At 63.4% G+C, this 24,465-nt stretch carries 20 protein-coding genes and 1 pseudogene; 8 read left to right on the top strand and 13 right to left on the bottom strand.

Annotated elements, in window-relative coordinates; genetic code table 11:
- Positions 1-1,329, bottom strand: coding sequence for an aspartate aminotransferase family protein (locus GM909_RS09100; RefSeq protein WP_157016018.1), 1,329 nt, complete (start codon positions 1,327-1,329; stop codon positions 1-3).
- A 239-nt stretch (positions 1,330-1,568) separates the two neighbouring features.
- Here GM909_RS09100 and GM909_RS09105 point away from each other — a divergent pair, with 239 nt between their 5' ends.
- The 3 genes from GM909_RS09105 (at position 1,569) to GM909_RS09115 (ending at position 4,461) form a co-directional block, all read left to right on the top strand.
- Positions 1,569-2,201, top strand: coding sequence for a TetR family transcriptional regulator C-terminal domain-containing protein (locus GM909_RS09105; RefSeq protein WP_157016020.1), 633 nt, complete (start codon positions 1,569-1,571; stop codon positions 2,199-2,201).
- A 173-nt stretch (positions 2,202-2,374) separates the two neighbouring features.
- Positions 2,375-3,103: a glycosyltransferase family 25 protein gene (locus GM909_RS09110; RefSeq protein ID WP_157016022.1), complete on the top strand. Its 729-nt coding sequence runs from the start codon at positions 2,375-2,377 to the stop codon at positions 3,101-3,103.
- Entirely contained in the window at positions 3,100-4,461 is a 1,362-nt protein-coding gene (locus GM909_RS09115) for an O-antigen ligase family protein (RefSeq protein ID WP_198174182.1), read from the top strand. The genes GM909_RS09110 and GM909_RS09115 overlap by 4 nt, the downstream gene beginning before the upstream one ends.
- On the opposite strand, the gene GM909_RS09120 is transcribed toward GM909_RS09115, so the two are convergent.
- Positions 4,462-5,382: a DMT family transporter gene (locus GM909_RS09120; RefSeq protein ID WP_235911773.1), complete on the bottom strand. Its 921-nt coding sequence runs from the start codon at positions 5,380-5,382 to the stop codon at positions 4,462-4,464. It lies immediately after the preceding gene.
- 238 nt (positions 5,383-5,620) lie between these two features.
- Here GM909_RS09120 and GM909_RS09125 point away from each other — a divergent pair, with 238 nt between their 5' ends.
- Both GM909_RS09125 and GM909_RS09130 read left to right on the top strand, forming a co-directional pair.
- Positions 5,621-7,015 (top strand): selenium-binding family protein, encoded by a 1,395-nt coding sequence (locus GM909_RS09125; RefSeq protein WP_157016026.1) that lies wholly within the window; start codon positions 5,621-5,623, stop codon positions 7,013-7,015.
- A 40-nt stretch (positions 7,016-7,055) separates the two neighbouring features.
- Entirely contained in the window at positions 7,056-7,673 is a 618-nt protein-coding gene (locus tag GM909_RS09130) for a hypothetical protein (RefSeq protein WP_157016027.1), read from the top strand.
- Positions 7,674-7,685: 12 nt separating this feature from the next.
- On the opposite strand, the gene GM909_RS09135 is transcribed toward GM909_RS09130, so the two are convergent.
- From GM909_RS09135 to GM909_RS09155, 5 genes are all read right to left on the bottom strand, one after another.
- Complete coding sequence (locus GM909_RS09135) at positions 7,686-8,060, bottom strand: DoxX family protein (protein WP_157016029.1); 375 nt, start codon at positions 8,058-8,060, stop codon at positions 7,686-7,688.
- Between the two features lie 45 nt (positions 8,061-8,105).
- On the bottom strand, positions 8,106-8,570 hold the full coding sequence (locus GM909_RS09140; RefSeq protein ID WP_157016031.1) for a carboxymuconolactone decarboxylase family protein: 465 nt from the start codon (positions 8,568-8,570) through the stop codon (positions 8,106-8,108).
- A gap of 20 nt (positions 8,571-8,590) precedes the next feature.
- Positions 8,591-9,094, bottom strand: coding sequence for an RrF2 family transcriptional regulator (locus GM909_RS09145; RefSeq protein ID WP_157016033.1), 504 nt, complete (start codon positions 9,092-9,094; stop codon positions 8,591-8,593).
- A gap of 229 nt (positions 9,095-9,323) precedes the next feature.
- Entirely contained in the window at positions 9,324-10,637 is a 1,314-nt protein-coding gene (gene preA / locus GM909_RS09150; protein WP_157016035.1) for an NAD-dependent dihydropyrimidine dehydrogenase subunit PreA, read from the bottom strand.
- 11 nt (positions 10,638-10,648) lie between these two features.
- Complete coding sequence (locus tag GM909_RS09155; RefSeq protein WP_157016037.1) at positions 10,649-12,001, bottom strand: NAD(P)-dependent oxidoreductase; 1,353 nt, start codon at positions 11,999-12,001, stop codon at positions 10,649-10,651.
- A 200-nt stretch (positions 12,002-12,201) separates the two neighbouring features.
- Here GM909_RS09155 and maiA point away from each other — a divergent pair, with 200 nt between their 5' ends.
- Positions 12,202-12,852: a maleylacetoacetate isomerase gene (gene maiA / locus GM909_RS09160; protein WP_157016039.1), complete on the top strand. Its 651-nt coding sequence runs from the start codon at positions 12,202-12,204 to the stop codon at positions 12,850-12,852.
- 113 nt (positions 12,853-12,965) lie between these two features.
- Entirely contained in the window at positions 12,966-13,559 is a 594-nt protein-coding gene (locus tag GM909_RS09165; protein WP_157016041.1) for a transglycosylase SLT domain-containing protein, read from the top strand.
- Between the two features lie 562 nt (positions 13,560-14,121).
- On the opposite strand, the pseudogene GM909_RS09170 reads toward GM909_RS09165, so the two are convergent.
- The 6 genes and pseudogenes from GM909_RS09170 to gcvA form a co-directional block, all read right to left on the bottom strand.
- Positions 14,122-16,218, bottom strand: a pseudogene (locus GM909_RS09170) (dipeptide ABC transporter ATP-binding protein); the annotation flags it as partial.
- Between the two features lie 269 nt (positions 16,219-16,487).
- On the bottom strand, positions 16,488-17,645 hold the full coding sequence (locus tag GM909_RS09175; RefSeq protein ID WP_157016044.1) for an ABC transporter permease: 1,158 nt from the start codon (positions 17,643-17,645) through the stop codon (positions 16,488-16,490).
- A gap of 11 nt (positions 17,646-17,656) precedes the next feature.
- Positions 17,657-18,661, bottom strand: a complete 1,005-nt coding sequence (locus GM909_RS09180; RefSeq protein WP_198174185.1) for an ABC transporter permease — start codon at positions 18,659-18,661, stop codon at positions 17,657-17,659.
- Positions 18,662-18,988: 327 nt separating this feature from the next.
- Entirely contained in the window at positions 18,989-20,650 is a 1,662-nt protein-coding gene (locus tag GM909_RS09185; RefSeq protein WP_157016048.1) for an ABC transporter substrate-binding protein, read from the bottom strand.
- Between the two features lie 391 nt (positions 20,651-21,041).
- The gene (locus tag GM909_RS09190; RefSeq protein WP_157016050.1) at positions 21,042-22,223 is read right to left on the bottom strand and encodes an aminotransferase; all 1,182 of its coding nucleotides are present in this window, start codon (positions 22,221-22,223) and stop codon (positions 21,042-21,044) included.
- A 1-nt stretch (position 22,224) separates the two neighbouring features.
- Positions 22,225-23,229, bottom strand: a complete 1,005-nt coding sequence (gcvA, locus tag GM909_RS09195; RefSeq protein ID WP_157016052.1) for a transcriptional regulator GcvA — start codon at positions 23,227-23,229, stop codon at positions 22,225-22,227.
- Positions 23,230-23,388: 159 nt separating this feature from the next.
- Here gcvA and speB point away from each other — a divergent pair, with 159 nt between their 5' ends.
- Positions 23,389-24,450 (top strand): agmatinase, encoded by a 1,062-nt coding sequence (speB, locus tag GM909_RS09200; RefSeq protein ID WP_157016054.1) that lies wholly within the window; start codon positions 23,389-23,391, stop codon positions 24,448-24,450.
- The last annotated feature ends 15 nt before the right edge of the window (positions 24,451-24,465 follow it).

Consider the following 24,465-nt stretch of genomic DNA (forward strand, 5'->3'; position numbering starts at 1 on the left):
TCACTCCACCAGTTCGAGCACGTCGCGCACATGATCGACCAACTCGTCGATCTGGCCCTTGGTGATGATGAGCGGCGGCGACAGCGCGATGATGTCGCCCGTTGTACGGATCAGCGCGCCGCGCTCGAACGCCTTGACGAAGGCCGAGAAAGCGCGCTTGGTCGGCTGCCCGGCGATCGGCTCCAGCTCGATGGCGCCGACGAGGCCGATATTGCGGATGTCGATCACGTGCGGCGCATCCTTGAGCGAATGCAGTGCCTCTTCCCAATACGGCGCCAGTTCGGCCCCGCGTGTCAGAAGCCCCTCTTCCTGGTAGGTGTCGAGCGTGGCGATGGCGGCCGCGCTGGCAATAGGATTGCCCGAATAGGTGTAGCCGTGGAAGAACTCGATCAGGTGTTCGGGCCCGTTCATGAAGGCGTCGTGGATCTCCTTCTTCACGAACACCGCGCCCATCGGAATGACCCCGTTGGAAACGCCCTTGGCGGTCGTGATGATGTCCGGGATAACGTCGAAATAGTCGGCGGCGAACGGCGTGCCGAGACGGCCGAAGCCGGTAATCACTTCATCGAAGATGAGAAGAATGCCGTGCTTGTCGCAGATTTCGCGCAATCTTTTCAAATAGCCCTTCGGCGGGATGAGCACACCCGTCGAGCCGGCGACCGGCTCGACAATCACCGCCGCGACCGTCGAGGCGTCGTGCAGGGCGACGATGCGCTCCAACTCGTCGGCCAGATCCCCGCCATGTTCGGGCTCGCCTCGGGTAAAGGCGTTCTGGCCCGGCAGATGCGTATGCGCCAGATGGTCGACACCGGTCAAAAGCGTGCCGAACATCTTGCGGTTGGAGACGATGCCGCCGACCGAAATGCCGCCGAAATTGACCCCGTGATAGCCGCGCTCGCGGCCGATGAGCCGGAAGCGCGAGCCATCGCCCCTGGCGCGATGATAGGCCAGCGCGATCTTCAGCGCGGTGTCGACCGATTCGGAACCGGAATTGGTGAAGAAGACATGGTCCATGCCTTCGGGCGCGATATCGACCAGCCGGTTGGCCAGTTCGAAGACGATCGGATGGCCCATCTGGAAAGCCGGCGCATAGTCGAGCTCGGCGGCCTGCTTCTGAATCGCCTCGGTGATCTTGGGCCGGCAGTGGCCCGCATTGACGCACCACAGGCCCGCCGTCCCGTCGAGGATCTCACGACCGTCCGCCGCCTTGTAATGCATGTCCTTTGCGGACACGAGCATGCGCGGCGCCTGCTTGAACTGGCGGTTCGCGGTGAACGGCATCCAGAACGCACTCAAATCGTTCGGAGCCACATTCGATCTATTCGACATACCAAGCCTTTCCTTTGTTTTCTAATGCCCCTCGCATCATCCGGCCAACGCTTGGTTTTTGATGCGCAACTGTGCTACGCAAATTTTGACCGATTGGACAAACGTTAGCATTGCCAGATGGGTGGTCAAGGAATTTGTAGCGAATTCGCCCCGCCGGATGAGCGCTCCACACACCACGAAAAACTGGTCCAGGACATTGGTCCAGAGAGGGGGATGCGAATGATACAGTTGGAGCGCCAATGAGTGTCGGAACACGCGCCCATCGGCCCCGCACACGCATTCAGCGCGAAAAGCGCGAACTGATCCTCGAAGCGGCGCTGGAGGTCTTTTCCGCCCATGGTTTTCGCGGATCGACGATCGACCAGATCGCCGAGGCCGCGGGCATGTCGAAGCCCAACCTGCTCTACTATTTCCGGCGCAAGGAGGACATCTTCACCACCCTCATCCATCGGCTGATGGAGACATGGCTGGCGCCGCTGCACGAACTCGACAATGTCGGCGATCCGATGACGGAATTGAGGGGCTACATTCGACGCAAACTGGAGATGGCCCGCGACTATCCGCGCGAGAGCCGCCTGTTCGCCAACGAGATCCTGCAGGGCGCCCCGCGCATCATGCTGCTTCTGGAGGGCGAACTGAAGGCGCTGGTCGACGAGAAGGCCGAGGTGATCCGCGGTTGGATGCGCGACGGCAAGATCGCGCGATGCGATCCCCGCCACCTCATCTTCTCCATCTGGGCGACGACGCAGCACTATGCAGATTTCGATGTCCAGGTCCGCGCCGTGCTCGGTCCGGACCGCGGCGGAGACGGCCGATTCGAGGATGCGGCGCGGTTCCTGGAACAACTCTATCTCGAGGGGCTGCGACCGTAACGCCGCACCCTGCCTATGGCGGCCGGCGGTCAGACTTCATGTCGAACCAGTCAGTACGCACATTTGGACAAGAAAGAATTTGCAGGGGCCAGTATTGGCACCTATAGACCCTTGTCACTGCGCCACGCGGGGCTGTTCGGTAATGTGACTGCAAGGAATTGAAGCATAACTCGATGCTGCCAGTATTCGTCATCAACCTGAAGCGATCGCCCGAACGGTGGGCGGCCATAAAGGACAGCGCGGCGGGCTTGTCCGTTCATCGTGTCGAGGCGGTCGACGGCCGGGAAATTCCGCGCCAACAATGGATCGACGTCGACCAGGACCGCTTCCGGCGCAACCACGGCCGCAGGATCGTGGCCGGCGAATATGGCTGCTATCGTTCCCACCTCGCCGCCCTCGAGCAGGTTGTGGAAGACGGGTGCCCTGCGGCAATCATCGCCGAAGATGACGTCAGGCTGAACGCGGAATTGGCTGACCGCGCCATGGCGCTTCTGGATGCAGCGCCCGAAGCCGGGCTCATCAAGCTGATCAATCATCGCACCCAGGGCTTCATGCAAAAGGGCGTCTCGTCGCTCGGCGACGCATTCGGACGCTGCCTTCACGGCCCGCAGGGCTCGGCCGCCTGTTATGCCGTCACCCGCGAAGCCGCGGCAAAGCTCCATTCCAGCCTCGCCACGATGTGGCTGCCCTGGGACGTGGCGCTGGAGCGTGGATGGCACACGGGCGTGCGCACCTTCACTGTCCGCCGTCCCCTGGTGGAACTGGCCGAGCACCGCGCAAACACCACGATCTGCAAGGATTACGCCGACACCAAGCCGCCCTTCTGGCAACGCAGCAGCACGGCAATGTTTCGCGCCGGCGACTATGTGAACCGCGTCGGTTACGCTATCAACGCCTCATGAATACCAGGCAAGCCGTCAAACACCTGCAGGTGCCGTTCTATCGCAGACCCGTTGTCGCTTACCTGGTGATGGCGGGCATCATTGCACTCGTATCCGCCGTCTGGTTGGAAACGGACACCTACCGCTATGTCGACCTGGCGCTCATCGGGCTCGGACTGTGGGTCTATTACCTGACCAGCGATCGGCCGTTCCCCAGCATCGGCGCGATGGGTTGGGCATGCTGCTTTTGGGCCGCCTATGTCGTCTTTCGCTATTACTGGTCGGATCGGGTCCATCCCGACAATACTGGCGGCTCGGCGGAAGGGATCTATCTGTTTCCGATCCTTTACATCACCACCGGTTACATATTCGAACTCTACCGGGACCGCGCTGCGCAGATCGCCTGGATATTCATGCTCGTCAGCCTGGTCATGCTGGCCGTCAGCCTGGACGTGCCGCAGATCCTGGCTTCGGCTGCAACCTCCAAGCAGCAGATCGATTTCCTGTTTCACTACAATCCCATCCATTCCTCCGTCGGCGGCGGGCTGATCCTCATCGCCGCCTTCTGTTTCCTGATGGATCTTGCCGGCCGGTACGACATCGACCGACGCGTCCGATATGGCGGTATCGCCCTGGCCTGCCTCGTCATGATCCTGGCGCTGCTCGGCATTGTCGGCGCACGGTCGAAGGGGGTGTGGATCGCGCTCGTGGCAACGCTCCCGTTTGCCATTCTCGCGGTTCTGGCAGCAACACGGGGACGCGTCCGTCTCTGGCTCATCGTCGCGGCCTGTGCCGGTGCCGCAATCGGCGCCGCCCTGTTTGCCAAGCGCATCATGCTGGTGATCGGACCGATCATCAGCAGTGCCTGGCAGATCGTGGAACGCGTCGCCTCCGGCGAGCCGCTGTCGAGCGTCGTCCTCAAGGCGATCGAGTCCGGCCATCTTCCGCTCACCTTCGATCTGCGGCTGCAGATCTGGTGGAACGCCTTTTCGATCTGGCAGAAGGACTGGCTGTTCGGCCAAAGCCTCTATTGGGAAAATCTTTGGCAGCAGACGCGGTTCGGCCATGTCGGCTACGAGCTGATGCATAACGGCTATCTGGAGGTCGCGATCCGTTTCGGCCTGCTCGGCCTCGCCTTTTACACGGTCCTTTTTGGCTGGGCGGCCTATCAGGTCCTGTGCTGTGTCCGGCGTGGCCTCATTAATCGCAATCTCGGGCTCATGTTCGCCCTGTCGATGGTGTTCTTCCTGGTCTCAATGCTCAGCAATTCCAACATCAGGCTCGCCGTCGGAGAGAGCTACATGCTAGTGGCCGGAGCCTTCGGTTTCTGTTGCTTCTACCTTCGGCAACTGGCCGCGGAGAGTGATAACAGGCCCTGATCACCCGTCGGGCGCGAGCGCCAGCACCAGAAGTGCGACAATGGTGATGCCGGCGCCGACGGCCACGCTCGCCGAAACCCAGCCATGGCCGGCAAGCCCTTCGTATAAGATGACGAAGGTCGGATTGAGATAGCCATAGGTCAGCACCTTCGACGCCGGCAGCCGCATCGAGGCGAACTGCAGCAGGAAGAAGGTTCCAGCCGTGGTGAAGACGGAAAGATAGGCGATCGCCGCCCATACGATCAGCGGCAGGTCTGCCCAGTCGGTCGCCAGGATTTCAAAAAACCCGTAAGCAGCGATGACGAGACCCGTGGCCGCCAGCGTCCACAGGGCGAATGCCATCACGGGCTCGCCACGGTTCAGCCGACGCACCAGCGGCGCGTAGGCCGCATGACACACGCAGCCGATGAAGAAGATCGCCTCGCCGCGACCGACGTCGAAGCTCAGCAGAGCCTGCAGGTCACCCTTGAAGATGACCCAGACCGCGCCGGCGCCGGCAATCAGCAGGCTGGCGATGATCACTAGGCGTGGTTTCTGCCCCAGGAACAGCCAGCCGAAACCAGTGCTCATGATCGGCATCAGGGTGAAGACCGCACCCGCTGAGACAGGGTCGGTGATCTTCAGCGCCATGAACATGGTGACGAAGAAGATCGCCATCAGCCCACCGAGCAGGATGTAGCGCCATCCGCCACGTGGCGGCGGCACTCTGCCCTTCAGGAAGACGAAGGCGGCAACCGCCATGATCGCCGTGCCGAACACGAAGCGCGCGGCATTGATGGCGGCCGGCCCGATATGCGGCGCAGCCAGCGCACCGACGGAAAACGAACCGGCGACGAGCGCCGCGAAAGCAAGCATCGCCGCATGGCCGAGCAGCTTCTGCTTGCCTGTGGCGAAGGTGCGATGCAGGGAAAGATCGGTCACGGACGAGAATGGCCTCACATATTCTACCGGCCCCGGTTGAGCCTGATGCGTCAGTCGAGGGCGTTGCTGCATTGGCATGGCCGCAGCGGCAAAGGCAAGGCGCACCGCCCACTGGCATAATGCTTTCGGCTGATGTCGACGCCGTTAGACAAAGCGCCGGGCCGGTGTCATCATCTACGAACAGCAGGTTGGGGGACATACAGACGGAATCCGCCATTGATCCTTGGGAGGAAACATCATGGCAAACTGGCAACCCGACCCGTCCTTTTATCCCTCACCCAGAATGGCCGCCAAGGCGCCGGCCGAGCGCCTCGCCTATGTGGCCGCCTTCGATCCCGACAGGCAGAAGCCGGACGCGATCGCGGTGGTCGACGTCGACCCCGGATCGACGACCTACGCCCGGATTGTCGGCCAGGTCGAAATGCCCAATGCCGGCGACGAGCTGCACCATTTCGGCTGGAACGCGTGTTCGTCCTGCCTGTGTCCCAACGCGCCGCATCCCCATATGGAACGGCGTTATCTCGTCGTGCCGGGGCTGCGCTCTTCACGCTTGCACATCATCGACACCAAGCCCGACCCGAAGAACCCGCAGATCGTCCGGATCATCGAGCCCGAAGAGATCGCCGAGCGGGCCGGCTATTCGCGTCTGCACACCACGCATTGCGGCCCGGAAGGCATTTACGTCAACGCGCTCGGCAATGCGGAGGGCAAGGCGCCGGGCGGCATGTTCCTGCTCGACCCGGAGAGCTTTGACGTCATGGGCCAGTGGGAGATGGACCGCGGGCCGCAAGAACTCGCCTATGACTTCTGGTGGCATCTCGGCCACGACACGATGATCACCAGCGAATGGGGCACGCCCGACACGTTCGAGGACGGCCTTATACCGGAAGTCCTGCTTGGTTCGAAATACGGTCGCCGGTTGCATTTCTGGGACCTTCACAAGCGTAAGCACCTGCAGGAAATCGATTTCGGCGAGGAATACCAACTCGTCTTCGAGCTGCGTCCGGCCCATGATCCGACCAAAGCTTATGGCTTCGTCGGCTGCGTCATCAGCCTGAAGGACCTGTCGGCCTCGATCTGGACCTGGTACCGCGACGGCGACAAATGGGCGGTGAAGAAGGTGATCGAAATCCCGGCCGAGCCGGCCGACCCCGACCTTCTGCCGCCGGTGCTCAAGGGCTTCAAGGCGGTCGCGCCGCTGGTCACCGACATCGATCTGTCCATGGATGACCACTTTCTCTACGTCTCGTGCTGGGGCACGGGCGACATGATCCAGTATGACGTATCCGACCCCTTCGCGCCGAAGGAGACGGGACGCGTCAGGATCGGCGGGATCGTCTCACGCGCGACGCATCCCGGCGCGAAAAACGGCGCGCTCAACGGCGGGCCACAGATGGTCGAGATCAGCCGCGATGGACGCCGCGTCTATTTCACCAATTCGCTCTACGGTGCCATCGACCCGCAATTCTATCCCGACGGCATCGACGGCTGGATGGTGAAGCTCGACGTCGGCGAGAATGGCGGCATCGCCTTCGACGAAAAGTTCTTCGTCGACTGGCCGAAGGGCCACCGGCCGCATCAGGTCCGACTGCAGGGCGGAGACTGTTCCTCCGACTCCTACTGCTATCCGTGACGGCGCGTGATCGCCGCTGTCCGGCAGACGGATTGTTGAAATGACACCCTGGCTGGTGCTGGCCGGTCTCGGCGCCTTTCACGGGCTCAACCCGGCGATGGGGTGGCTCTTCGCGGTGGCGCTCGGCATGCACCGCAAGAGCGGCAAGGTGGTGCTCCTGTCGCTCGTGCCGATCGCGGTCGGCCACGCATTGTCGATTGCCGTCGTCGTGCTCGCCGTCGTCGGCGTCGGGCTCGTCATCGATCAGCGGGCGCTGGAAGTTGCCGCCGGCCTCGCGCTCATTGGCTGGGCCGGCTGGCATATCGCCTATGGCCATCGACACCGGGTACGGGTGGGCATGCAGACGGGTATGGTCGGGCTTGCCGCCTGGTCCTTAGTCATGGCAACCGCGCATGGCGCCGGCCTGATGCTGGTGCCGGTCGTGATGCCACTTTGCCTGGCCGCAACACCGGCCCGCGAGATGACCGCGGCCGGGTCGCTGCCCGTTGCCCTGGCCGCAATCGCCGTCCATATGGCCGCAATGCTGGCGGTCACAGCGGCAATTGCTGTCAGCGTCTATTTCTGGCTCGATCTCGCCTTCCTGCGCCGCGGCTGGATCAATCTCGACATGATCTGGACGGCGGCGCTGATGGTCGCAGGGCTCATCCTCATCATTTGAAGATTGCCCAGGTCACAGCCCAACGGCCACCATGAGAAAGCTGCCGAAGAGCGCGGCATTGCTGACCACTCCGTTGATGCGGCCGGCGCGTTCGGCACCCTCATGGTCCCAGAAATTGTGGAAGATCGCTGTGGCGACAACCAGAAAGGCCATCAGGCCGACCGCCGCGAGCGCTGGCCAGAGGTTGGCGATCAACAGGGCCCCGGCAAGGATCTGCAAGACGATGCCGGCGGCAAGCAGGACGCGCGGCGCCGGCACGCCGCGGGCGGTGAGGATCTGCGTCAGCATCGGCCTGTTGGCGAGGTTACGCAATCCGGCATAGACGAAGGCACCACCGAGCAGGAGCCGGCCGGCAAAAAGGAGGAGAGATTCGGGTTCGAAAGGCATTGGCGTGCACTCCATAAATGCGAGAGTTGTGGCAGGAGATCGCCGTCAGGCGGCCGATTGGGTTTCGCGCCGAACCGGATGGACGCTGCGAAACGGGACCGCGACACGGTTCCAGCTGTTGATGACGCCAATGAGCAAGGTCAGCTTGACGATCTCGGATTCGGAGAAATGCTCCAGCATCTCTGCATAGAGCGCGTCGTCCACCTCGCCGTCGGCCAGCCTCGTCAGCCGGTCCGTCCAGGCAAAAGCGGCCCGTTCACGCCCGGAATAGAGCGGCGATTCACGCCAGGCGGCGACCAGGTAAAGTCGCTGCTCGCTCTCGCCGTCCTTGCGCGCCTCGTTTGTGTGCATGTCGACGCAATAGGCGCAGCCATTGATCTGCGAAGCGCGCAGCTTCACCAGGTGGACAAGGCTCTTTTCAAGGCCGGAGTCCTCCACATCCTTGTTGAACGCCAGCAGGCTGTTCATGAGCTTCGGTTCCATCTTCCAGTAGTCCAGGCGCGGTTGCATCAGCGTCTTCCTTCTCTCTTTCAGGGGCGGTCTTGCGGGCGCCGATGGCGTTCCAGAAACGCGCAGCCAAAGGTGATCGCGCGCGGGTCCGCGTCCGATTGGTAATCGCGGATTACATCGGAAATCTTCGTCCGGCCGAGTTCGGCCCGATAGGCGTGTTCGGCGCGCAGCATGGCGGCGTTGATGGCGCAGGGCTTGGCGTAGGCCGAAGCCTCCAGTGCGCCGGGGCTGCGACGGCGGATTTCGGTGCAGCGAAAGGCGGGCTCCGCCCCTTCGACGGCGAGCACGACGTCAAGCAGGCTGATGCGGTCCGTCGTCCGCGCCAGGCGATATCCGCCATGCGGTCCGGACACGGAGGCGAGGATGCCCGCCGCGCTCAGCGTCTTCAGGTGCTTCAGCAGATAGCTCTGCGACACGCCGTGATATTCGGCGAGCGCGCTTGCCGGCAGCGTACGCCCCTCTTCGAGCCCCGCCAGCAGGGTCACGCAATGAATGGCGGCCTCCACGCCTTCGCTCAACTTCATTGGTTCGTCTCCTTATCATGGATAATACATATCCTGGATATATTTTATCCGCAATAGATTCGGAGAGCGCTGCTGACTCCTCCTGACGTGCCTGCGCGGGCACCGTGCCAACGGCGAACGGCCGTCCATAGCGCGCAAGGACGTCGCAAACTGCGAAATCTGCACATCGAATAAGGAAAGCGGCCCGGAACGTTCCGAACCGCTCTCCTGCCCCCGGTTGCGATCTTGTCTATTCGGCAGCCACCCGCACCGCAGGATTGTTGGGATGGGTCGTCCAGTTGGCATAGACCGACTGCACCGGCTCGCCCGTGCGCTTGTCGAGGCTGCCTGCGGCCAGCGGCTCCATGGTGATGCAGCCCTCCACCGGGCAGACATTGACGCACAGATTGCAGCCGACGCATTCCTCCTCGATCACCTCGAAACGGCGCGCACCGTTGACCAGGCTGGTGATCGCCTGGTGCGAGGTGTCCTCGCAGGCGATATGGCAGCGCCCGCACTTGATGCACAGATCCTGGTTGATGCGCGCCTTGGCGATGTAGTTGAGGTTCAGATACTGCCAGTCGGTGACGTTGGGCACGGCCCGCCCGACCACGTCGTCGAGGGTCGCATGGCCCTTATCGTCCATCCAGGTCTTCAGCCCCTCGACCATCTCCTCGACGATCTTGAAGCCGTAGGTCATGGCCGCGGTGCACACCTGCACCGTGCCCGATCCGAGCGCCATGAATTCGGCCGCGTCGCGCCAGGTGGTTATTCCGCCGATGCCGGAGATGGGCAGGCCGGCCGTCTCGGGATCACGCGCGATCTCGGCCACCATGTTCATGGCGATTGGCTTGACCGCCGGGCCGCAATAGCCGCCATGCGTGCCCTTGCCGTCGATCGACGGTTCCGGGGCAAAATTGTCGAGATCGACGGCGGTGATCGAGTTGATCGTATTGATCAGCGACACCGCATCGGTGCCGCCGGCATGGGCCGCGCGCGCCGGCTTGCGAACATCGGTGACGTTGGGCGTCAGCTTGGTGATGACGGGCATGCGCGTATTCTGCTTGCACCAGCGCACCACCATCTCGACATATTCGGGCACCTGGCCGACGGCCGAGCCCATGCCGCGCTCGCTCATGCCGTGCGGGCAGCCGAAATTGAGCTCGATCCCGTCGGCGCCAGTGTCCTCGACCAGCGGCAGGATCGCCTTCCACGCCTCTTCCTCGCACGGCACCATGAGCGAGACCACCACCGCCCGGTCCGGCCATTTGCGCTTGACCTCCTTGATCTCGCGCAGATTGACCCACAGGTCGCGGTCGGTGATCAGTTCGATATTGTTGAAGCCGAGCAGCCGCCGGTCGGCGCCCCAGATCGCGCCATAGCGCGGCCCGTTGACATTGACGACGGGCGGCCCCTCCTCGCCCAGCGTCTTCCACACCACGCCGCCCCAGCCGGCCTTGAAGGCGCGCTCGACATTATAGGCCTTGTCGGTCGGCGGCGCCGAGGCGAGCCAGAACGGGTTGGGCGACTTGATGCCGACGAAATTGCTCCTGATGTCTGCCATGGGTTTGCTCCTCAGCCCATCAATGCCCGGTTGATGCTCTCGGCCGCATCGCGTCCCTGCGCGACCGCCGACACGGTCAGGTCGTCGCCGCCGGCGATGCAGTCGCCGCCGGCCCAGACATTGGGCAACGAAGTGCGCCCCTCCTCGTCGACCTTGATGCGACCGCCCTCCAGCGCGATCAGATTGCCCGAGCCGTTGAGCGGGCCGGCATCGAACGTCTGGCCGATCGCCTTGAACACCTGGTCGGCGGCCAGCCGGATCGTCTCGCCCCTGCCCGTCAGCTTACCGTCTTCGAGCATCGTGTATTCGAGCTCGATGCCGCTCACCTTGCCGCCCTCGGCGATGACGCGCCTGGGCTGCAGCCAATGCCTGATCGTCACGCCGTTGGCGGCGGCCAGATCCTGCTCGAACTCGGAGGCATTCATGTGCTCCTTGCCGCGCCGGTAGCAGATCGTCACCTCCTCGGCGCCGAGCAGCTTCGACTGTACGGCAGCGTCGATCGCCGTCATGCCGCCGCCGATGACGACGACGCGCCGGCCGACCGGTAGCTTTGACAGATCGTCGGCCTGTCTGAGCTCGGAGATGAACGATACGGCGTCCTCAACGCCGTCCGCCTCCTCGCCCTCGGCGCGAAGCGCATTGACGCCGGCCAGTCCCATGCCGAGAAACACCGCATCATAGCGGCCGGTCAGATCGGCCAGCGCGAAATCGCGCCCGAGCGCCTTGCCGTTCTCGGTCGCGATCCCGCCGATGGCGGTGACATAGTCGACCTCGGCCTGGGCGAAATCGTCGAGCGTCTTGTAGGCGGCGATGCCGTATTCGTTGAGGCCGCCGGACTTCGGCTTCGCCTCGAAGACCGTGACATCGTGCCCGTAGCGCGCCAGCCGATGCGCGCAGGCAAGCCCCGCCGGGCCCGCGCCGACGATGGCGACCGTCTTGCCGCTCGGTTTCGCGCGTTCGTAGAACTGTTTGCCGGCGCGCATCGCCGTGTCGGTCGCATAGCGCTGCAGGCGCCCGATCTGCACCGGCTTGCCTTCGGCCACCTCGCGCACGCAAACCTCCTCGCACAGCGTCTCCGTGGGGCAGACGCGGGCGCACATGCCGCCGAGAATGTTCTGGTCGAAGATTGTCTTGGCCGAGCCGGTCGGATTGCCCGTCGCGATCTGCCGGATGAACATCGGAATGTCGATCGAAGTCGGGCAGGCCTGCATGCAGGGCGCGTCGTAGCAGAAATAGCAGCGATCTGCCTCGACGACGGCCTCGTGATGGTCGAGCGGCGGGTGCAGATCGGCGAAATTCTCCGCGATCTCGGCGAGTTGCAGACGTTCGGACGCAATCCCGTCCTTGAATTGTCCTTCTGCCATCCATGTTCCCCAATTCTTATTGGTGTTGGGAAAAGGCTAGCACGTTTTGTTTTTTTATCAATTGGTCAATTTTCCAGAAGCGCAGTCAAACAATTGAAATAACTTGAGTATTCCATTCATCTTTAGTTCTACCCCGAACGGGCTGGACGGTTACAGCACCATCCAATAGACCGGCACACGCAATTCCGGGATCGAAGGCGATGACGCAACTCACCCTGCACAACTACTTCCGCTCATCCACCTCCTACCGCGTGCGCATCGCACTCAATCTCAAGGGGCTGGACTACGACTATGTCGCGCATCATTTGCGCCTCGGAAAGCACCGCGACGCCGCCTATCTCGACGTCAACCCGCAAGGCCTGGTGCCCGCGCTCGTCCTGGACGACGGCACGATGCTGTCGCAGTCGCTGGCAATCTGCGAATATCTCGACGAGGTCGCGCCGCAGCCGCCGCTCCTGCCGGCCGACGCGCTTGGCCGGGCACGCGTGCGCATGATTGCGCAGATGATCGCCTGCGACATCCACCCGGTGAACAATCTGCGCATCCTCAACGCGCTGCGCGCGCGCTACGGTGCCGACGACGCCGAAATCGCCGACTGGTTTCGCCACTGGGTGAAGGAAACCTTCGATCCGCTTGAAAAGATTCTGGCTTCCGACAAGCAGACCGGCACATTCTGCCAAGGCGACCGGCCGACGCTGGCCGACATCTGTCTGGTGGCGCAGGTTGCCAACAACGGGCGCTTCGGCGTCGACATGGCGCCCTACCCGACCATCAACCGCATCCATGAAGCGGCAATGGCCCTGCCGGCCTTCGCCGATGCCGCGCCGGCAAGGCAGCCGGACGCCGAGTAGCGCCGGGCAGCCTGAACTTTGACCGCCTTGCAGATGGAACCGTCAGCGCCGCCGTTGCAGCGTTAACGAACCTCTCAAGAATCCCTTTAACTTTTGCGCTTAATTCCGACACCATGAGTGTGTCGAGTTTCCTGCGTATCGTACCGGTCCTTGGTGTGCTGGCCCTGTCGGCTTGCGCCTCGCAACCGGACAACATCAACAATGTCTGTTCAGTCTTCAACCAGCGCGACGGCTGGTTCAACAACTGGCAGAGCGAGGCAAGCCGTGCGGAGCGCAAGTACGGCGTCCCGGTGCCGGTGCTGATGGCGACTTTGCGCAAGGAGTCCGGCTTCAAGCACAACGCGCGCCCGCCGCGCAAAAAGCTCTTGGGTTTCATTCCCTGGAAGCGCCCTTCAAGCGCCTATGGCTACTCGCAGGCAATCGACGGCACCTGGCTGCAATACAAGCAGGAATCCGGCAATTTTGCCGCGCGCCGCTCGGATTTCGGCGACGCTGTCGATTTCGTTGGCTGGTATCATTCCAAGACGGCGGACAAATACGGCGTCGCGCGCAACGACACCTACAATCTCTACCTGGCCTATTATTTCGGCTGGTCAGGCTATGGCCGCGGCACCTGGAAGAGCAATCCGACCATCCAGCGCTATGCGCGTGACACCGAGAAGATGGCGCACAGCTACGCCGCGCAAATGCAGCGCTGCGGCCGGTAACGCGCGCCAAGCATCCGGCCTACTTCTTCTCTTTCGCCTTGGTGAGCGCCTTGGCCTGCCTGACCCAGTCGTCGCGCTCGATGCGGCCGTGGAACTTCAGGTGCCCGTCCACCCATTCGCGCTCGGCCTTTTTCCACGCCGCGACCTGGGCGAAGGTAAAAATGCCGAGATCGTGCAGCATGGCCTCGATCTTCGGGCCGACGCCGGATATCGCCTTGAGATCGTCGGGCCGTGCCGGCCGCTTCTTCGCCGGCGGCCGGTTCGTGTCGACCGAGGCGCCCTTGCCTTTCATGGCCGACTTCGGCTGGACGTTCGTCGCCGCGGCCGTCTTCTTCGGCGCGGGATGCGCAGCCGGGCGCTGATGATGAGCCTTGCGCCCCTTGAGCAGACCGGCCGGCTCACGCGCTGTCGGCTCGTCCGGAGCGCGCCGCGACCCCGGCCGCGCCGGCGAGGACTTCTTCGTCGCATCGCCGGCGCCGCTCTCGCTCGCCTTCGCTGACACCTTCGCGGCGGCCTCGGCACCGGTCCTCTTGCCCGCGCTCAGATCCTTTTTCGTTTCGCCGAAGCTGATGACGGGTTCCATGTCCGCGAGCGCCGCGTCGTCCAGCCAGCACAGGCTGAAATGCCCGTCGCCGAGCGTCTTGAGAGGCGGCATTTGGGTTTCGCACTTGTCGCCAGGCACCTGCGACTTCCAGCGGCATCGTGTCTGGAACGGACAGCCCGGCGGCGGATTCATTGCCGAAGGGATATCGCCCTCGAGCACGATGTGCTTCTTCTTGACGCTGGTGTCGGCGATCGGAATGGCCGAGAGCAGCGCTTCCGTATAGGGATGATAGGGCGGCGCGAAGATCTGGTCCGTCGTCCCCTGCTCGACGATATGGCCGAGATACATCACCACCACGCGGTCGGCGAGATAGCGCACCACCGACAGGTCGTGGCTGATGAACAGCATCGTCGTCTTGTTCTCGCGCTGGATGTCCATCAGCAGTTCAGTCACCGCCGCCTGGACCGAGACGTCGAGCGCCGAGACGGGCTCGTCGGCCACCACCACCCTGGCATTGCCGGCAAAGGCACGCGCCACGCCGATACGCTGCTTCTGGCCTCCGGAGAGTTGGCGTGGCATGCGTTCGGCGAAGGCGCGCGGCAGTTTCACGAGGTCGAGCAGTTCGAGCATCCGCTGCTTGCGATCGGCAAGCGTGGCGCCGACCTTGAATTTCTCCAGCGTGCGGATGATCTGCGAGCCGACCGAATGGCTCGGATTGAGCGTGTCGAACGGGTTCTGGAAGACCATCTGGATCGAGGAGATCGTGCCGACCTCGCGATCCTCGATCGGCGTCGACTGGATCGGCATGTTGCCGAGCTTCACTACGCCTTCCGTCGCCGTCTCCAGGCCGAGCAACACCTTGGCGAGCGTCGACTTGCCGCAACCCGATTCGCCGACGATCGCCAATGTCTCGGACTCGCGCGCCTCAAACGAGATATCCTCGTTGGCCTTGACCGTGCGCGTCTCACCTCCACCGAAAATCGCGTTGGCGGCCACCTGGTAGTATTTTTTCAGTTTCTCGATCTGCAGCACCGGCGCGCCCGGCCTGATCGGCTCCTTGGCCGTCTTGGCGCCCTCCGGCAGCGCCTCCCAGTCGATTTCGTCGATGCGCACGCAGCGGCTGAAATGATTGCTCTGGCCGCCCACCGGCTCCATGGGAATGTCGGCGGCATCGCACACGCCCGCCTTGAAGTGTTGGCAGCGGGGGCCGAAATTGCACCCGTTGGGCCGCTCGTGCGGCAAGGGCAACTGGCCCGGAATGGCGATCAGCGGCCTGGCGTTCTTGTCGGCGCCGGGCAGCGGGATCGAACGGAAGAGCCCCTGCGTATAAGGGTGACGCATGCGGTCGAACACGTCCTCGATGCGGCCGGTCTCCACCGCCTCGCCCGAATACATCACCGTGATGCGGTCGCAGGTTTCCAGGATGAGACCGAGATTGTGCGACACGAAGATCATCGACGTGCCGAACTCCTTGCCGAGCCCCTTGACCAGTTCCACGATGCCCGCCTCGACCGTGACGTCGAGCGCGGTGGTGGGCTCGTCGAGCAGCAAGAGCGCCGGCTTCGAAAGCAGCGCCATGGCAATCACGATGCGCTGCTGCTGACCGCCGGAAAGCTGATGCGGATAGGAGCGCATGATGCGTTCTGGATCGGGCAAGCGGACCGCGCCGACCATTTCCAGCGCGCGGCTGTAGGCCTCCTCCTTCGACACTTTCTCATGGATCAGCGGCACCTCCATGAGCTGCCGGCCGATCTTCATGGCCGGGTTGAGGCTCGCCATCGGCTCCTGATAGATCATCGCGATCTTGTTGCCGCGGATCTGCCTCAGCTCCTCCTCGCTCATATCGGCCATGTCGCGACCCTGAAACTTGATGCGCCCGCCGACGATCTGGCCGACATTCGACAGGTCGCGCATGATGCCGAGCGCCACCGTCGACTTGCCGCAGCCCGATTCGCCGACGATCCCCATGGCCTCGCCGGGCATGACGGTGCAGGAAAAGTCCATCACCGCGGGTATCTCGCCCTTGCGGGTGAAGAACGAGATCGACAGGTTCTCGATCTCGAGGATGGGCTCACCCGCCTTGGTGCTCCGATTGATGCTGATGGCTTCGTTCATGGCGTCGCTCTCAGTGTTCATGGTGTTGGAAGCACGGCGTTCCGATTTCGGCCGGCAGATCTCATCATTCGCACCCGTCGCGCCCCCCTCTGTCCTGTCGGACATCTCCCCCACAAGGGGGGAGATCAGCCCTCGCAACGGCTTTCGCCAATCGCCAGCGATGAAGAACAGGCACAAGAATCGTTGCCAGCCAATCTCCCCGCTTGTGGGGGAGATGCACGACAGGACAGAGGGGGGCAACGTAGAGCATAAACGCCTCCTGTTTGCCCCTAGTCCTTCAGCGACTGCTCGCGCAGCGCGTCGGCCAGCAGGTTGAGTCCGAGAACGAACGACATCAGCGCGAACACGGGCGGCAGGGCCGGGTGGATGTGGGACCGCAGGAGCCGGCTGGAATCCTTGATCGCCGTGCCCCAGTCGGGACTTTCGGGCGCCAGTCCGAGGCCGAAATAGCCGAGCGTGCCCAACAGGATCGTCGTATAGCCGATCCTCAGACATGCATCGACGATCAGCGGTCCCCGCGCATTGGGCAGAACCTCCCACAGCATGATGTACCAGGGGGTCTCGCCGCGCGTCTGGGCGGCCGCCACATAGTCGCGCGTCTTGATGTCCATCACCAGCCCCCGCACGATGCGGAACACGCCGGGGCTCGATGCGAACACCACCGCGACGAAGATGTTCAGTTCGTTGGGTCGGATCGAGATGAGGCCGAGCGGGTCGGCATTGAAGACCAGGCCGGCATAGACCCAGCCGCCGATGACGAATGTCACCGCCAATTGCAGAAGGAGAAGCTGCGGCCGTCCTTTGAAGCGCGTGTAGAAGAGCGCCCCGAAGAAGATGATCGGAAACAGGAAGAACAGCCCCGCCATGCCGTATGGAATGGGCGTGTCCATGATGCCCGGCGTCACCAGCAGGTAGAAGAGCAGGATCACCGGGAAAGCCAGCACGAGATTGGCCAGGAAGGACAGGAACGAGTCGATCCGTCCGCCGTAATATCCCGCCGGCAGGCCGAGCGTGATGCCGACCATCAGCGCGAAGGCGGTTGCCGTGGGCGCGATGATCAGCACGATGCGGCTGCCATAGACCATGCGCGAAAAGACGTCGCGCGCCAGCTTGTCGCCGCCCAGCAGGAACACGCCGCCGTCGTCGGGCACCATCGCGCCCGGCAGCGCATTCTTCATCACCACGATCTGGTCGAGCGGATCGAATGGCGCGATGCGGGCCGAAAAGATCGCCGTGAAAAGCCAGAACAGGCAGACCAGGACGCCGGTGATCCCGACGCCGGTATCGAAGAGTTGCCCGTAGAGCCCGAGCCGTGCCCGGTAGGCGAAGCTCGGCACCACGATGATGGCCAGGGCCAGCCACACCGGCCAGAAGCGGGCAATGATACCGAGAACGATCTGGAAAGCACCGACATATTCAAGCTGCATCCGCCGTCCCCCTACTGAACTCTGATGCGCGGGTTGAGATAGGCATAGCCGACGTCGGAGATGAGCTGCGTCGAAAGCACGACGAACACCGATACCAGCGAGCACCCGAGAAGCAGGTCGATATCGTTGTTGCCGGCCGCCTCCACCAGCGTGAAGCCGAAGCCCTGGTAGCGGAACATCACCTCCACGATGACCACGCCCGTCAGCAGCCACGGAAACTGCAGCATGATGACGGTGAACGGCGCGATCAGCGCGTTTCTGAGCGCGTGCTTGATCACCACGCCGGAAAAGCTCAGCCCCTTCAGGCGCGCCGTGCGGATATATTGCTGCGTCATCACCTCGACCATCGAGGCGCGCGTCATGCGGGCGATGTAGCCTGTGCCGTAGATGGCCATGGTCATCACCGGCAGGGTGAAATTGTAGAAATTGACCCCGGCGCGCGTCGCCGAGGCGGCCGAACCGTTGAGCCAGCCAAGCCAGGAGGCGAAGATGACGGTGAAGATGACGCCGGAGACATATTCCGGCGTGGCCGTCGTGGTGATCGAGGCCACCGACAGACTTCGGTCGGTGCGCGAGCCTTCCCGCATCCCCGCCAGGACCCCGATCAAAAGCGAGATCGGCACCATCGTCACCATGACCCAGAACATCAGGGTCCCGGTCGCCCCGAGCGCCGGAAACAGCTTGTCCGCGACCCGCGTCCTGAACTTGGTCGAGCAGCCGAAATCACCCTGCAGGATACCGGAGTAGACGGGTTCCGTCGGATCGTCGCAGAACGAGAATCGCGCCGTCGCCGCGCCGGTTTCGGGGTTGATGATCGGCTGCTTCTTGACGACGCCGATCCACTGGCCGTAGCGCACCAGGAACGGCTGCCTGTAGCCGTTGCGCTCGAGCCAGTTCTCCTGATCGGCGCGCGATGCGCGCATGTCCATCTGGCTCAACGCCAGCTTGGTGAGGTTCGGCTCCAGGTTGACCATGAAGAAAACGACGAGCGTGAGACACAGCATCGTCAGCATCATGCCGCCCAGGCGCCGCAGAACGAATATGAACACCGTTTCCCCTCCCCTCGGTGGGGTGGTTGTCACCGGCCCGGTTCATCGTTTCATGGAAATCGACGCCCCGGCCCAACTCTTTTGCTTCTTGGCAATCGCGAGACGATCGGATGCGCTTGTCCCGCAATCGCGCTGGCCTTTGGCGCGCATTCGCTTCAAACGGAAACGATTGAAGCAAAGACATGCACGCCAGATCACTATGCTGGAACATGTGCCTTTCGCTCAAACGGGACCGTTTGAGCGGACCATGCTCCAGACCGGAAGGGGCCGTCACCGGCCCCTTCCCGACGCCCGTCAGGCGCTTTGGTCGAGCCAGACCTTTTGCAGGTCGATCTCGAACATCGGGTGCATCCCGTGGTTCTTCACCGCGGGCACCGAATGGTTGTAGAGCTTGCGCCAGTAAGGCTGGATGATGATGCCGGAATCCTGGATGACCTGCTCGATATCCTTCATCACCGTCTTGCGCTGCTCGTTGTCGCCGATGGTCAGCGCCTGGTCGATGAGCTTGTCGAGATCCGGATTGGAATAGGCCGTCTCGTTCCAGCTGCCGCCCGTCTTGTAGGCGAGAACGATCACCTGGATGCCGAGCGGCCGCATGTTCCAGTTCGTCGCGGAGAAGGGGTACTTCGTCCAGTCGTTCCAGAAGGTCGATCCCGGCAGAACGGTGCGCTTCACCGAGAACCCGGCGTCGCGCATCTGCGCGGCGACGGCGTCGCAGGTGTTCTTGTGCCAGTTCTCGTCGACCGAGATGATCTCGTGCTCGAAATCCGCCTGACCGGCTTCCTCGATCAGCGCCTGGGCCTTCTCGACGTCGCGGCTGAATTCCCCGATCTCGACCCAGTCGGGCTGAATCGGCGCGACGTGGTAATTGTCGGCCTTGGTGCCCAGATTGTTGATTCCGAGCATGAGGCAGACATTGTTGTCGACCGCGTGCTGGACCGCCTGACGCACCTTCTGGTCGTCATAGGGCTTGTTGGCGACGTTCATGCGAACGGTGAGCGTCGTCGAGGTGCCGACCTCGGCCTTGACCAGGTCCAATGTGTCGAGGATCTCGACATAGTCGGCGGTCGTCTCGTAGTTGGTGTGGATCTCGCCGGCCTCGAAGGCGTTGACCTCGGCGGAGGGGTCGGTGCCGTAGTCGATGAACTCGATCCCGTCGAGATAGGCCTCGCCGCCCCACCACTGGCCGTTCTCGCGGCGCTTGTAGACGACGCGATTGCCGACCTCGTAGGAATCCAGATCGAACGGGCCGGTGCCGATCGGATTGGCGACCCAGTCCGCGCCGGTCTCATCGAAGCTCGGATGGACGATCAGCGCCGGATAGTCCGCCACGCCCGGAATGATCGTGACGTCCGGTGCCTCGAGCTTCAGCTTGACCGTGTAGTCGTCGACCCTCTCGACCGCGCCCTCGCGCAGCTTCTTGGTTTCCGGATCGATCATGGACGACAGGCGCTGCGTCATCGAATTGCCTTCGACCGTCTGATCACACCAGCGGGTGATGTTGTAGATGACGTCATCGGCGTCGAACGCGTCGCCATTGTTCCAGGTCACGCCCTGGCGGACGTGGAAGATGTATTCGGTGGCATCGTCGTTGACTTCCCAGCTTTCCAGGAGTTTGCCCTCGAAGGTGAAGTCGCGCGTGAACTTGATCAGCGGCTCCAGCGACTGGCGCATCGCGTTGGCGATCTCGGACCAGTCGGCCTGGCGCGGGTCCTTGTTGGCCTTCACAAACATCGAAACCTTCAACACGCCGCCCGTCTGGGGCTCGCCGTCCTGTGCCATGGCCTGCATGGGCGCCGACAGACCCAGCATGCCGTAAGCCATCGCTGTCGAAGCGCCGAAGACGCTTGCCATGGCGAGGAACTCGCGCCGATCCATTTCCCCGGATTTTGCGTCCTCGGCAAGCGCCTCAATCTGCGCGGGAACGCGATCGCCGCCACTTTTGTAGAATGTCATTGTATTCTCCCATTAATCGGCTTTTCCGCCTGTTAGCATTTCCGATCCGGGCCAGGTTGTCAAAAGGCCGGACGGAACCTTCCCAAAGGAAATTTGCAGCCTAGATTACACCCTGGATCGTGCATTTGCGACACTCTAGCAGCGCGATCGGTCAATTGCGCTCGGTTTCACTGGCGCCGATGCCGATTTCGTCTGACGCCACGCGCAATGTCTCGTGACAATACTTGTCGGCTTTCTGCATGCAGGCCGGCACCGAAGCGCCCGCGCAGTGCGTGAGCATCGGAGCGCGGCAACACGCCATTTGCGGGCTGGCCCCACCGAATTTCAAGACGGTCTATCAGGCCTTCGGAATGCCGCCGTTCTAGTCACTGGCTGGAGGCGGACCAAAGGGCTACATCGAAAAGCCCGCCAGCCTCTCCTTGAGCCCGCGCAGCGCATCGGCATCCGCATTGGCGAAAGCAAAACGCAGATAGCGCTCCAGCCGCGTGCCGAAATATTCGCCCGGAATGGTCAGCACGCCGCGCTCCCTTGCCAGCTTCTCGGCCACGGCCTGCGAGGACTGACCGGCAAAGGGATGGCGCACGAAGCCGAAATAGGCGCCAACGGCCTCCAGCGCCCAGCCGTCAATGCCGGCCATCGTCTTGCGAAGCGCCTCGGCCCGTCGGCCGATCTCGGCCCGGTTCGCCGCACGCCAATCGGCAAGCGCCGGCAGCCCTCGCGCAATTGCAGCCTGCGGCGCGCGCGGCGCGCAGATCTGCAGATTGTCCATCACCTTGGCGATCTCGGCGATGACCGCCTCGCTCGCCGTCACGGCGCCGACGCGATGGCCCGGAATGCAGAAGGACTTGGAAAAGCTGTAGAGCTGGATCAACGTCTTCTCCCATCCGGCCTCGGCGAGGAGTCCATGCGGCGCGCCGGCGCCCGGCGCGAGGAAGTCGCGATAGGTCTCGTCGAGGATCAGCCACACGCCGCGCGCCGCGCACAGATCGCAGATCTGCTTGATGAGATCGGGCCGATAGACCGCGCCCGTCGGATTGTTGGGGCTGACCAGCGCCAGCGCCTTCACGCCGTCGAGCTTGTCCGCGATCGCCGTGGGCTCGGGCAGGAACCCGTTCTCGCCTGCGCAATCGACATAGCGCGTCTCGATGCCGAGCATGGCGAGCGTGGTCTCGTGGTTGAAATAGCACGGATTGGTCATCAGCACGGCATCGCCCGCCCTTGCCAGCGCCATGACCGCGGCGAAGAAGGCCTGGTTGCAGCCCGCCGTCACATGGATGTTGCCGGCGGCGACCGCGCCGCCGTAGAGGGCCGCAACATGGCCCGCATAGGCTTCACGCAATGCCGGCTCGCCCTCGATCGGCCCGTAGCCGGCATAGGCAACCGAGCCGGCCGCCTCGGCAAGCCAGGCAAGCAGGTCGGGATGCGGCGGATAGCCGGGGACCGCCTGCGAAAGATCCATCAGAGCCCCCCTCGCCCCGTCATAGCCGCGCGCCCAGGCCTGCACGGCGGGCACGGGCGGCGGCGCAAGCCTTGCCACCAGCGGATTGAGGCGGGCGGATGTGGTCGTGCTCATTCTATCTCTGCTTCTTTCTGATGGGCCGTTTGGCGGCAAACTCGACGGGTCGGCGCGGCGGGCGCTGAACGCCCGGACGGCGCAACGTGCGGCGCGCCGCGTTTTGCGGCTCGCCGCGAGAGCGGCTCTCCTCCATCTCGGGAAACAGCCAGTCGACGAAGACGCGCACCACAGGCGCCTCGCGCAGATCGTTGCGGCACACGACGTAGAACGCATCCGCCGCCGGCACCGCCAGGTTGAACGGGGTGACGAGCTGGCCGCGCGCCAGAAGCCCGCTCGCCGTGACCGTGTCGCCAAGCGCCACGCCATGGCCGTGCACGGCCGCCTCGACGGCCAGCCGCGCATCGGAGAAATGGTGCTGCGGGCCGCGCCTGAGATCGAGCGCATCGGCGCTGGCCAGCCAGGTGTTCCATTCGCGCCCATCGTCGGCATGCAGCATGACATGGCTGCCGATATCGCGAAGGGTGCGGATCGGCTTGTTGTTGACCAGCGTCGGGCTGGCGACGGGAAAGAGTTCGAACCGCGCCAGGAGCTTCGTCCAGCAATCCGGCCAATTGCCGTCGCCGTAGAGAACGCAGACATCGACATCCGGCGAACGCGCCATCGCGTGATCGTTGGACGCCTCGAGCCGCAAGCGAATGTCGGGAAACCGTGCCGTGAAGCTGCCAAGCCTCGGAACGAGCCAGAAGGACATCAGCGCCGGTACGCAGGCGACCGACAATGTGCCGGCGCTGGCCGGCCGCGTCATGCGTGCGGTTGCCGCCGCGATCCCCTCGAAAGCCGAGGCGACGGCCGGCAGAAGCTCGGCCCCTTGCGCCGTCAGCCGCAGGCGCTGCCCGACGCGCTCGAACAGCCTGGTGTCGAGTGCGGCTTCCAGCGCCCGGATCTGGTGGCTGACCGCTCCGTGGGTGACGTTCAATTCGTCGGCCGCCTTGGTCAGCGATCCCTGCCGGGCGGTCGCCTCGAAGGCGCGCAGCGGATTGAGTGGAGGCAGTCGTTTCGCCATCGGCCTCAGGCTTCTCGTTGTGAGATAAATTCACATAAATCCGTATAACATTATCAATTGCCTTTTCAATTCGCTTGCCGCAATTTTCATCAGCCGGCGTCGTTGACGCGCAAGAAGGCAGTGACACGTATCACCGCCGCAATGGGATGAGGTTACGACATGGCATGGGACGAAAAGCGGCTTGAGGCGCTGCGCGCCAAATATGGCGAAGGCCATGGCGGCGAACTGTTCGATCCGAAATTCCGCGCGGTCGCGGACAAGATCTTTTCCGCCTCAGGCACCCGCGTCGCGCCCTATGCCGGCATCCCCACCCTGCTCGACGCGCCGCTGCGCCAGGTCGACCCGCAAGCACCTGATCTGAGCGGCCTTGATGTGGCGATGGTCGGTGTTCCGATGGATCTCGGCGTCACCAACCGCACCGGTTCACGCTTCGGCCCGCGTGCCCTGCGCGCCATCGAGCGCATCGGCCCCTATAACCACGTGCTCGAATGCGCGCCGGTCTTCGAGCTCAACGTGGCCGACATCGGCGATGTGCCCTTCAAGAGCCGCTACCGCCTCGAGCAGAGCCACGAGGACATCGAGGCCCATATCGGCAAGATCGTGGATGCCGGCGTCGTGCCGCTTTCGGTCGGCGGCGACCATTCCATCACCCACCCTATCCTCAAGGCGGTCGGGCGCGACCGGCCGGTCGGCATGATCCACATTGACGCGCACTGCGACACCGGCGGCGCCTTCGATCAGACCAAGTTCCACCATGGCGGACCGTTCCGCAACGCCGTGCTCGACGGCGTGCTCGACCCGACCCGCACCATCCAGGTCGGCATTCGCGGCGCGGCCGAATATCTGTGGGAGTTCTCCTACGAGTCCGGCATGACGGTCATCCACGCCGAGAACATGCCGGCATTGGGCATTCCCGCCATCATCGAAAAGGCCAAGGCGGTCGTCGGCGACGGCCCGGTCTATCTGTCCTTCGACATCGACAGCCTCGACCCGGCCTTCGCGCCGGGCACCGGCACGCCGGAGATCGGCGGTCCCTCGACGCGCGAGGTGCTGGAGCTTCTGCGCGGGCTGAAGGGCCTCAACCTGGTCGGCGGCGACGTGGTCGAGGTGGCGCCGCAATATGACGCGACCACCAACACCGCCCAAGCCGGCGCCCAGGTACTGTTTGAAATCCTGAGCCTGATGGTCTTCAGTCCCTCGATCGCTGGCAAGGAGCGCTGAGCAGGCATAAGATCG

Origin of the sequence: Mesorhizobium xinjiangense (assembly GCF_009749525.1) — a bacterium.
In the GTDB taxonomy this organism is placed as follows: domain Bacteria; phylum Pseudomonadota; class Alphaproteobacteria; order Rhizobiales; family Rhizobiaceae; genus Mangrovimarina; species Mangrovimarina xinjiangensis.

Excerpts from the sequence above, each read along its gene's own strand:
- GM909_RS09100 (WP_157016018.1), bottom strand. The coding sequence starts at position 1,329 with ATGTCGAATAGATCGAATGTGGCTCCGAACGATTTGAGTGCGTTCTGG.
- GM909_RS09105 (WP_157016020.1), top strand. The coding sequence starts at position 1,569 with ATGAGTGTCGGAACACGCGCCCATCGGCCCCGCACACGCATTCAGCGC.
- GM909_RS09110 (WP_157016022.1), top strand. The coding sequence starts at position 2,375 with ATGCTGCCAGTATTCGTCATCAACCTGAAGCGATCGCCCGAACGGTGG.
- GM909_RS09115 (WP_198174182.1), top strand. The coding sequence starts at position 3,100 with ATGAATACCAGGCAAGCCGTCAAACACCTGCAGGTGCCGTTCTATCGC.
- GM909_RS09125 (WP_157016026.1), top strand. The coding sequence starts at position 5,621 with ATGGCAAACTGGCAACCCGACCCGTCCTTTTATCCCTCACCCAGAATG.
- GM909_RS09130 (WP_157016027.1), top strand. The coding sequence starts at position 7,056 with ATGACACCCTGGCTGGTGCTGGCCGGTCTCGGCGCCTTTCACGGGCTC.
- GM909_RS09135 (WP_157016029.1), bottom strand. The coding sequence starts at position 8,060 with ATGCCTTTCGAACCCGAATCTCTCCTCCTTTTTGCCGGCCGGCTCCTG.
- GM909_RS09140 (WP_157016031.1), bottom strand. The coding sequence starts at position 8,570 with ATGCAACCGCGCCTGGACTACTGGAAGATGGAACCGAAGCTCATGAAC.
- GM909_RS09145 (WP_157016033.1), bottom strand. The coding sequence starts at position 9,094 with ATGAAGTTGAGCGAAGGCGTGGAGGCCGCCATTCATTGCGTGACCCTG.
- preA (WP_157016035.1), bottom strand. The coding sequence starts at position 10,637 with ATGGCAGACATCAGGAGCAATTTCGTCGGCATCAAGTCGCCCAACCCG.
- GM909_RS09155 (WP_157016037.1), bottom strand. The coding sequence starts at position 12,001 with ATGGCAGAAGGACAATTCAAGGACGGGATTGCGTCCGAACGTCTGCAA.
- maiA (WP_157016039.1), top strand. The coding sequence starts at position 12,202 with ATGACGCAACTCACCCTGCACAACTACTTCCGCTCATCCACCTCCTAC.
- GM909_RS09165 (WP_157016041.1), top strand. The coding sequence starts at position 12,966 with ATGAGTGTGTCGAGTTTCCTGCGTATCGTACCGGTCCTTGGTGTGCTG.
- GM909_RS09175 (WP_157016044.1), bottom strand. The coding sequence starts at position 17,645 with ATGCAGCTTGAATATGTCGGTGCTTTCCAGATCGTTCTCGGTATCATT.
- GM909_RS09180 (WP_198174185.1), bottom strand. The coding sequence starts at position 18,661 with ATGATGCTGACGATGCTGTGTCTCACGCTCGTCGTTTTCTTCATGGTC.
- GM909_RS09185 (WP_157016048.1), bottom strand. The coding sequence starts at position 20,650 with ATGACATTCTACAAAAGTGGCGGCGATCGCGTTCCCGCGCAGATTGAG.
- GM909_RS09190 (WP_157016050.1), bottom strand. The coding sequence starts at position 22,223 with ATGAGCACGACCACATCCGCCCGCCTCAATCCGCTGGTGGCAAGGCTT.
- gcvA (WP_157016052.1), bottom strand. The coding sequence starts at position 23,229 with ATGGCGAAACGACTGCCTCCACTCAATCCGCTGCGCGCCTTCGAGGCG.
- speB (WP_157016054.1), top strand. The coding sequence starts at position 23,389 with ATGGCATGGGACGAAAAGCGGCTTGAGGCGCTGCGCGCCAAATATGGC.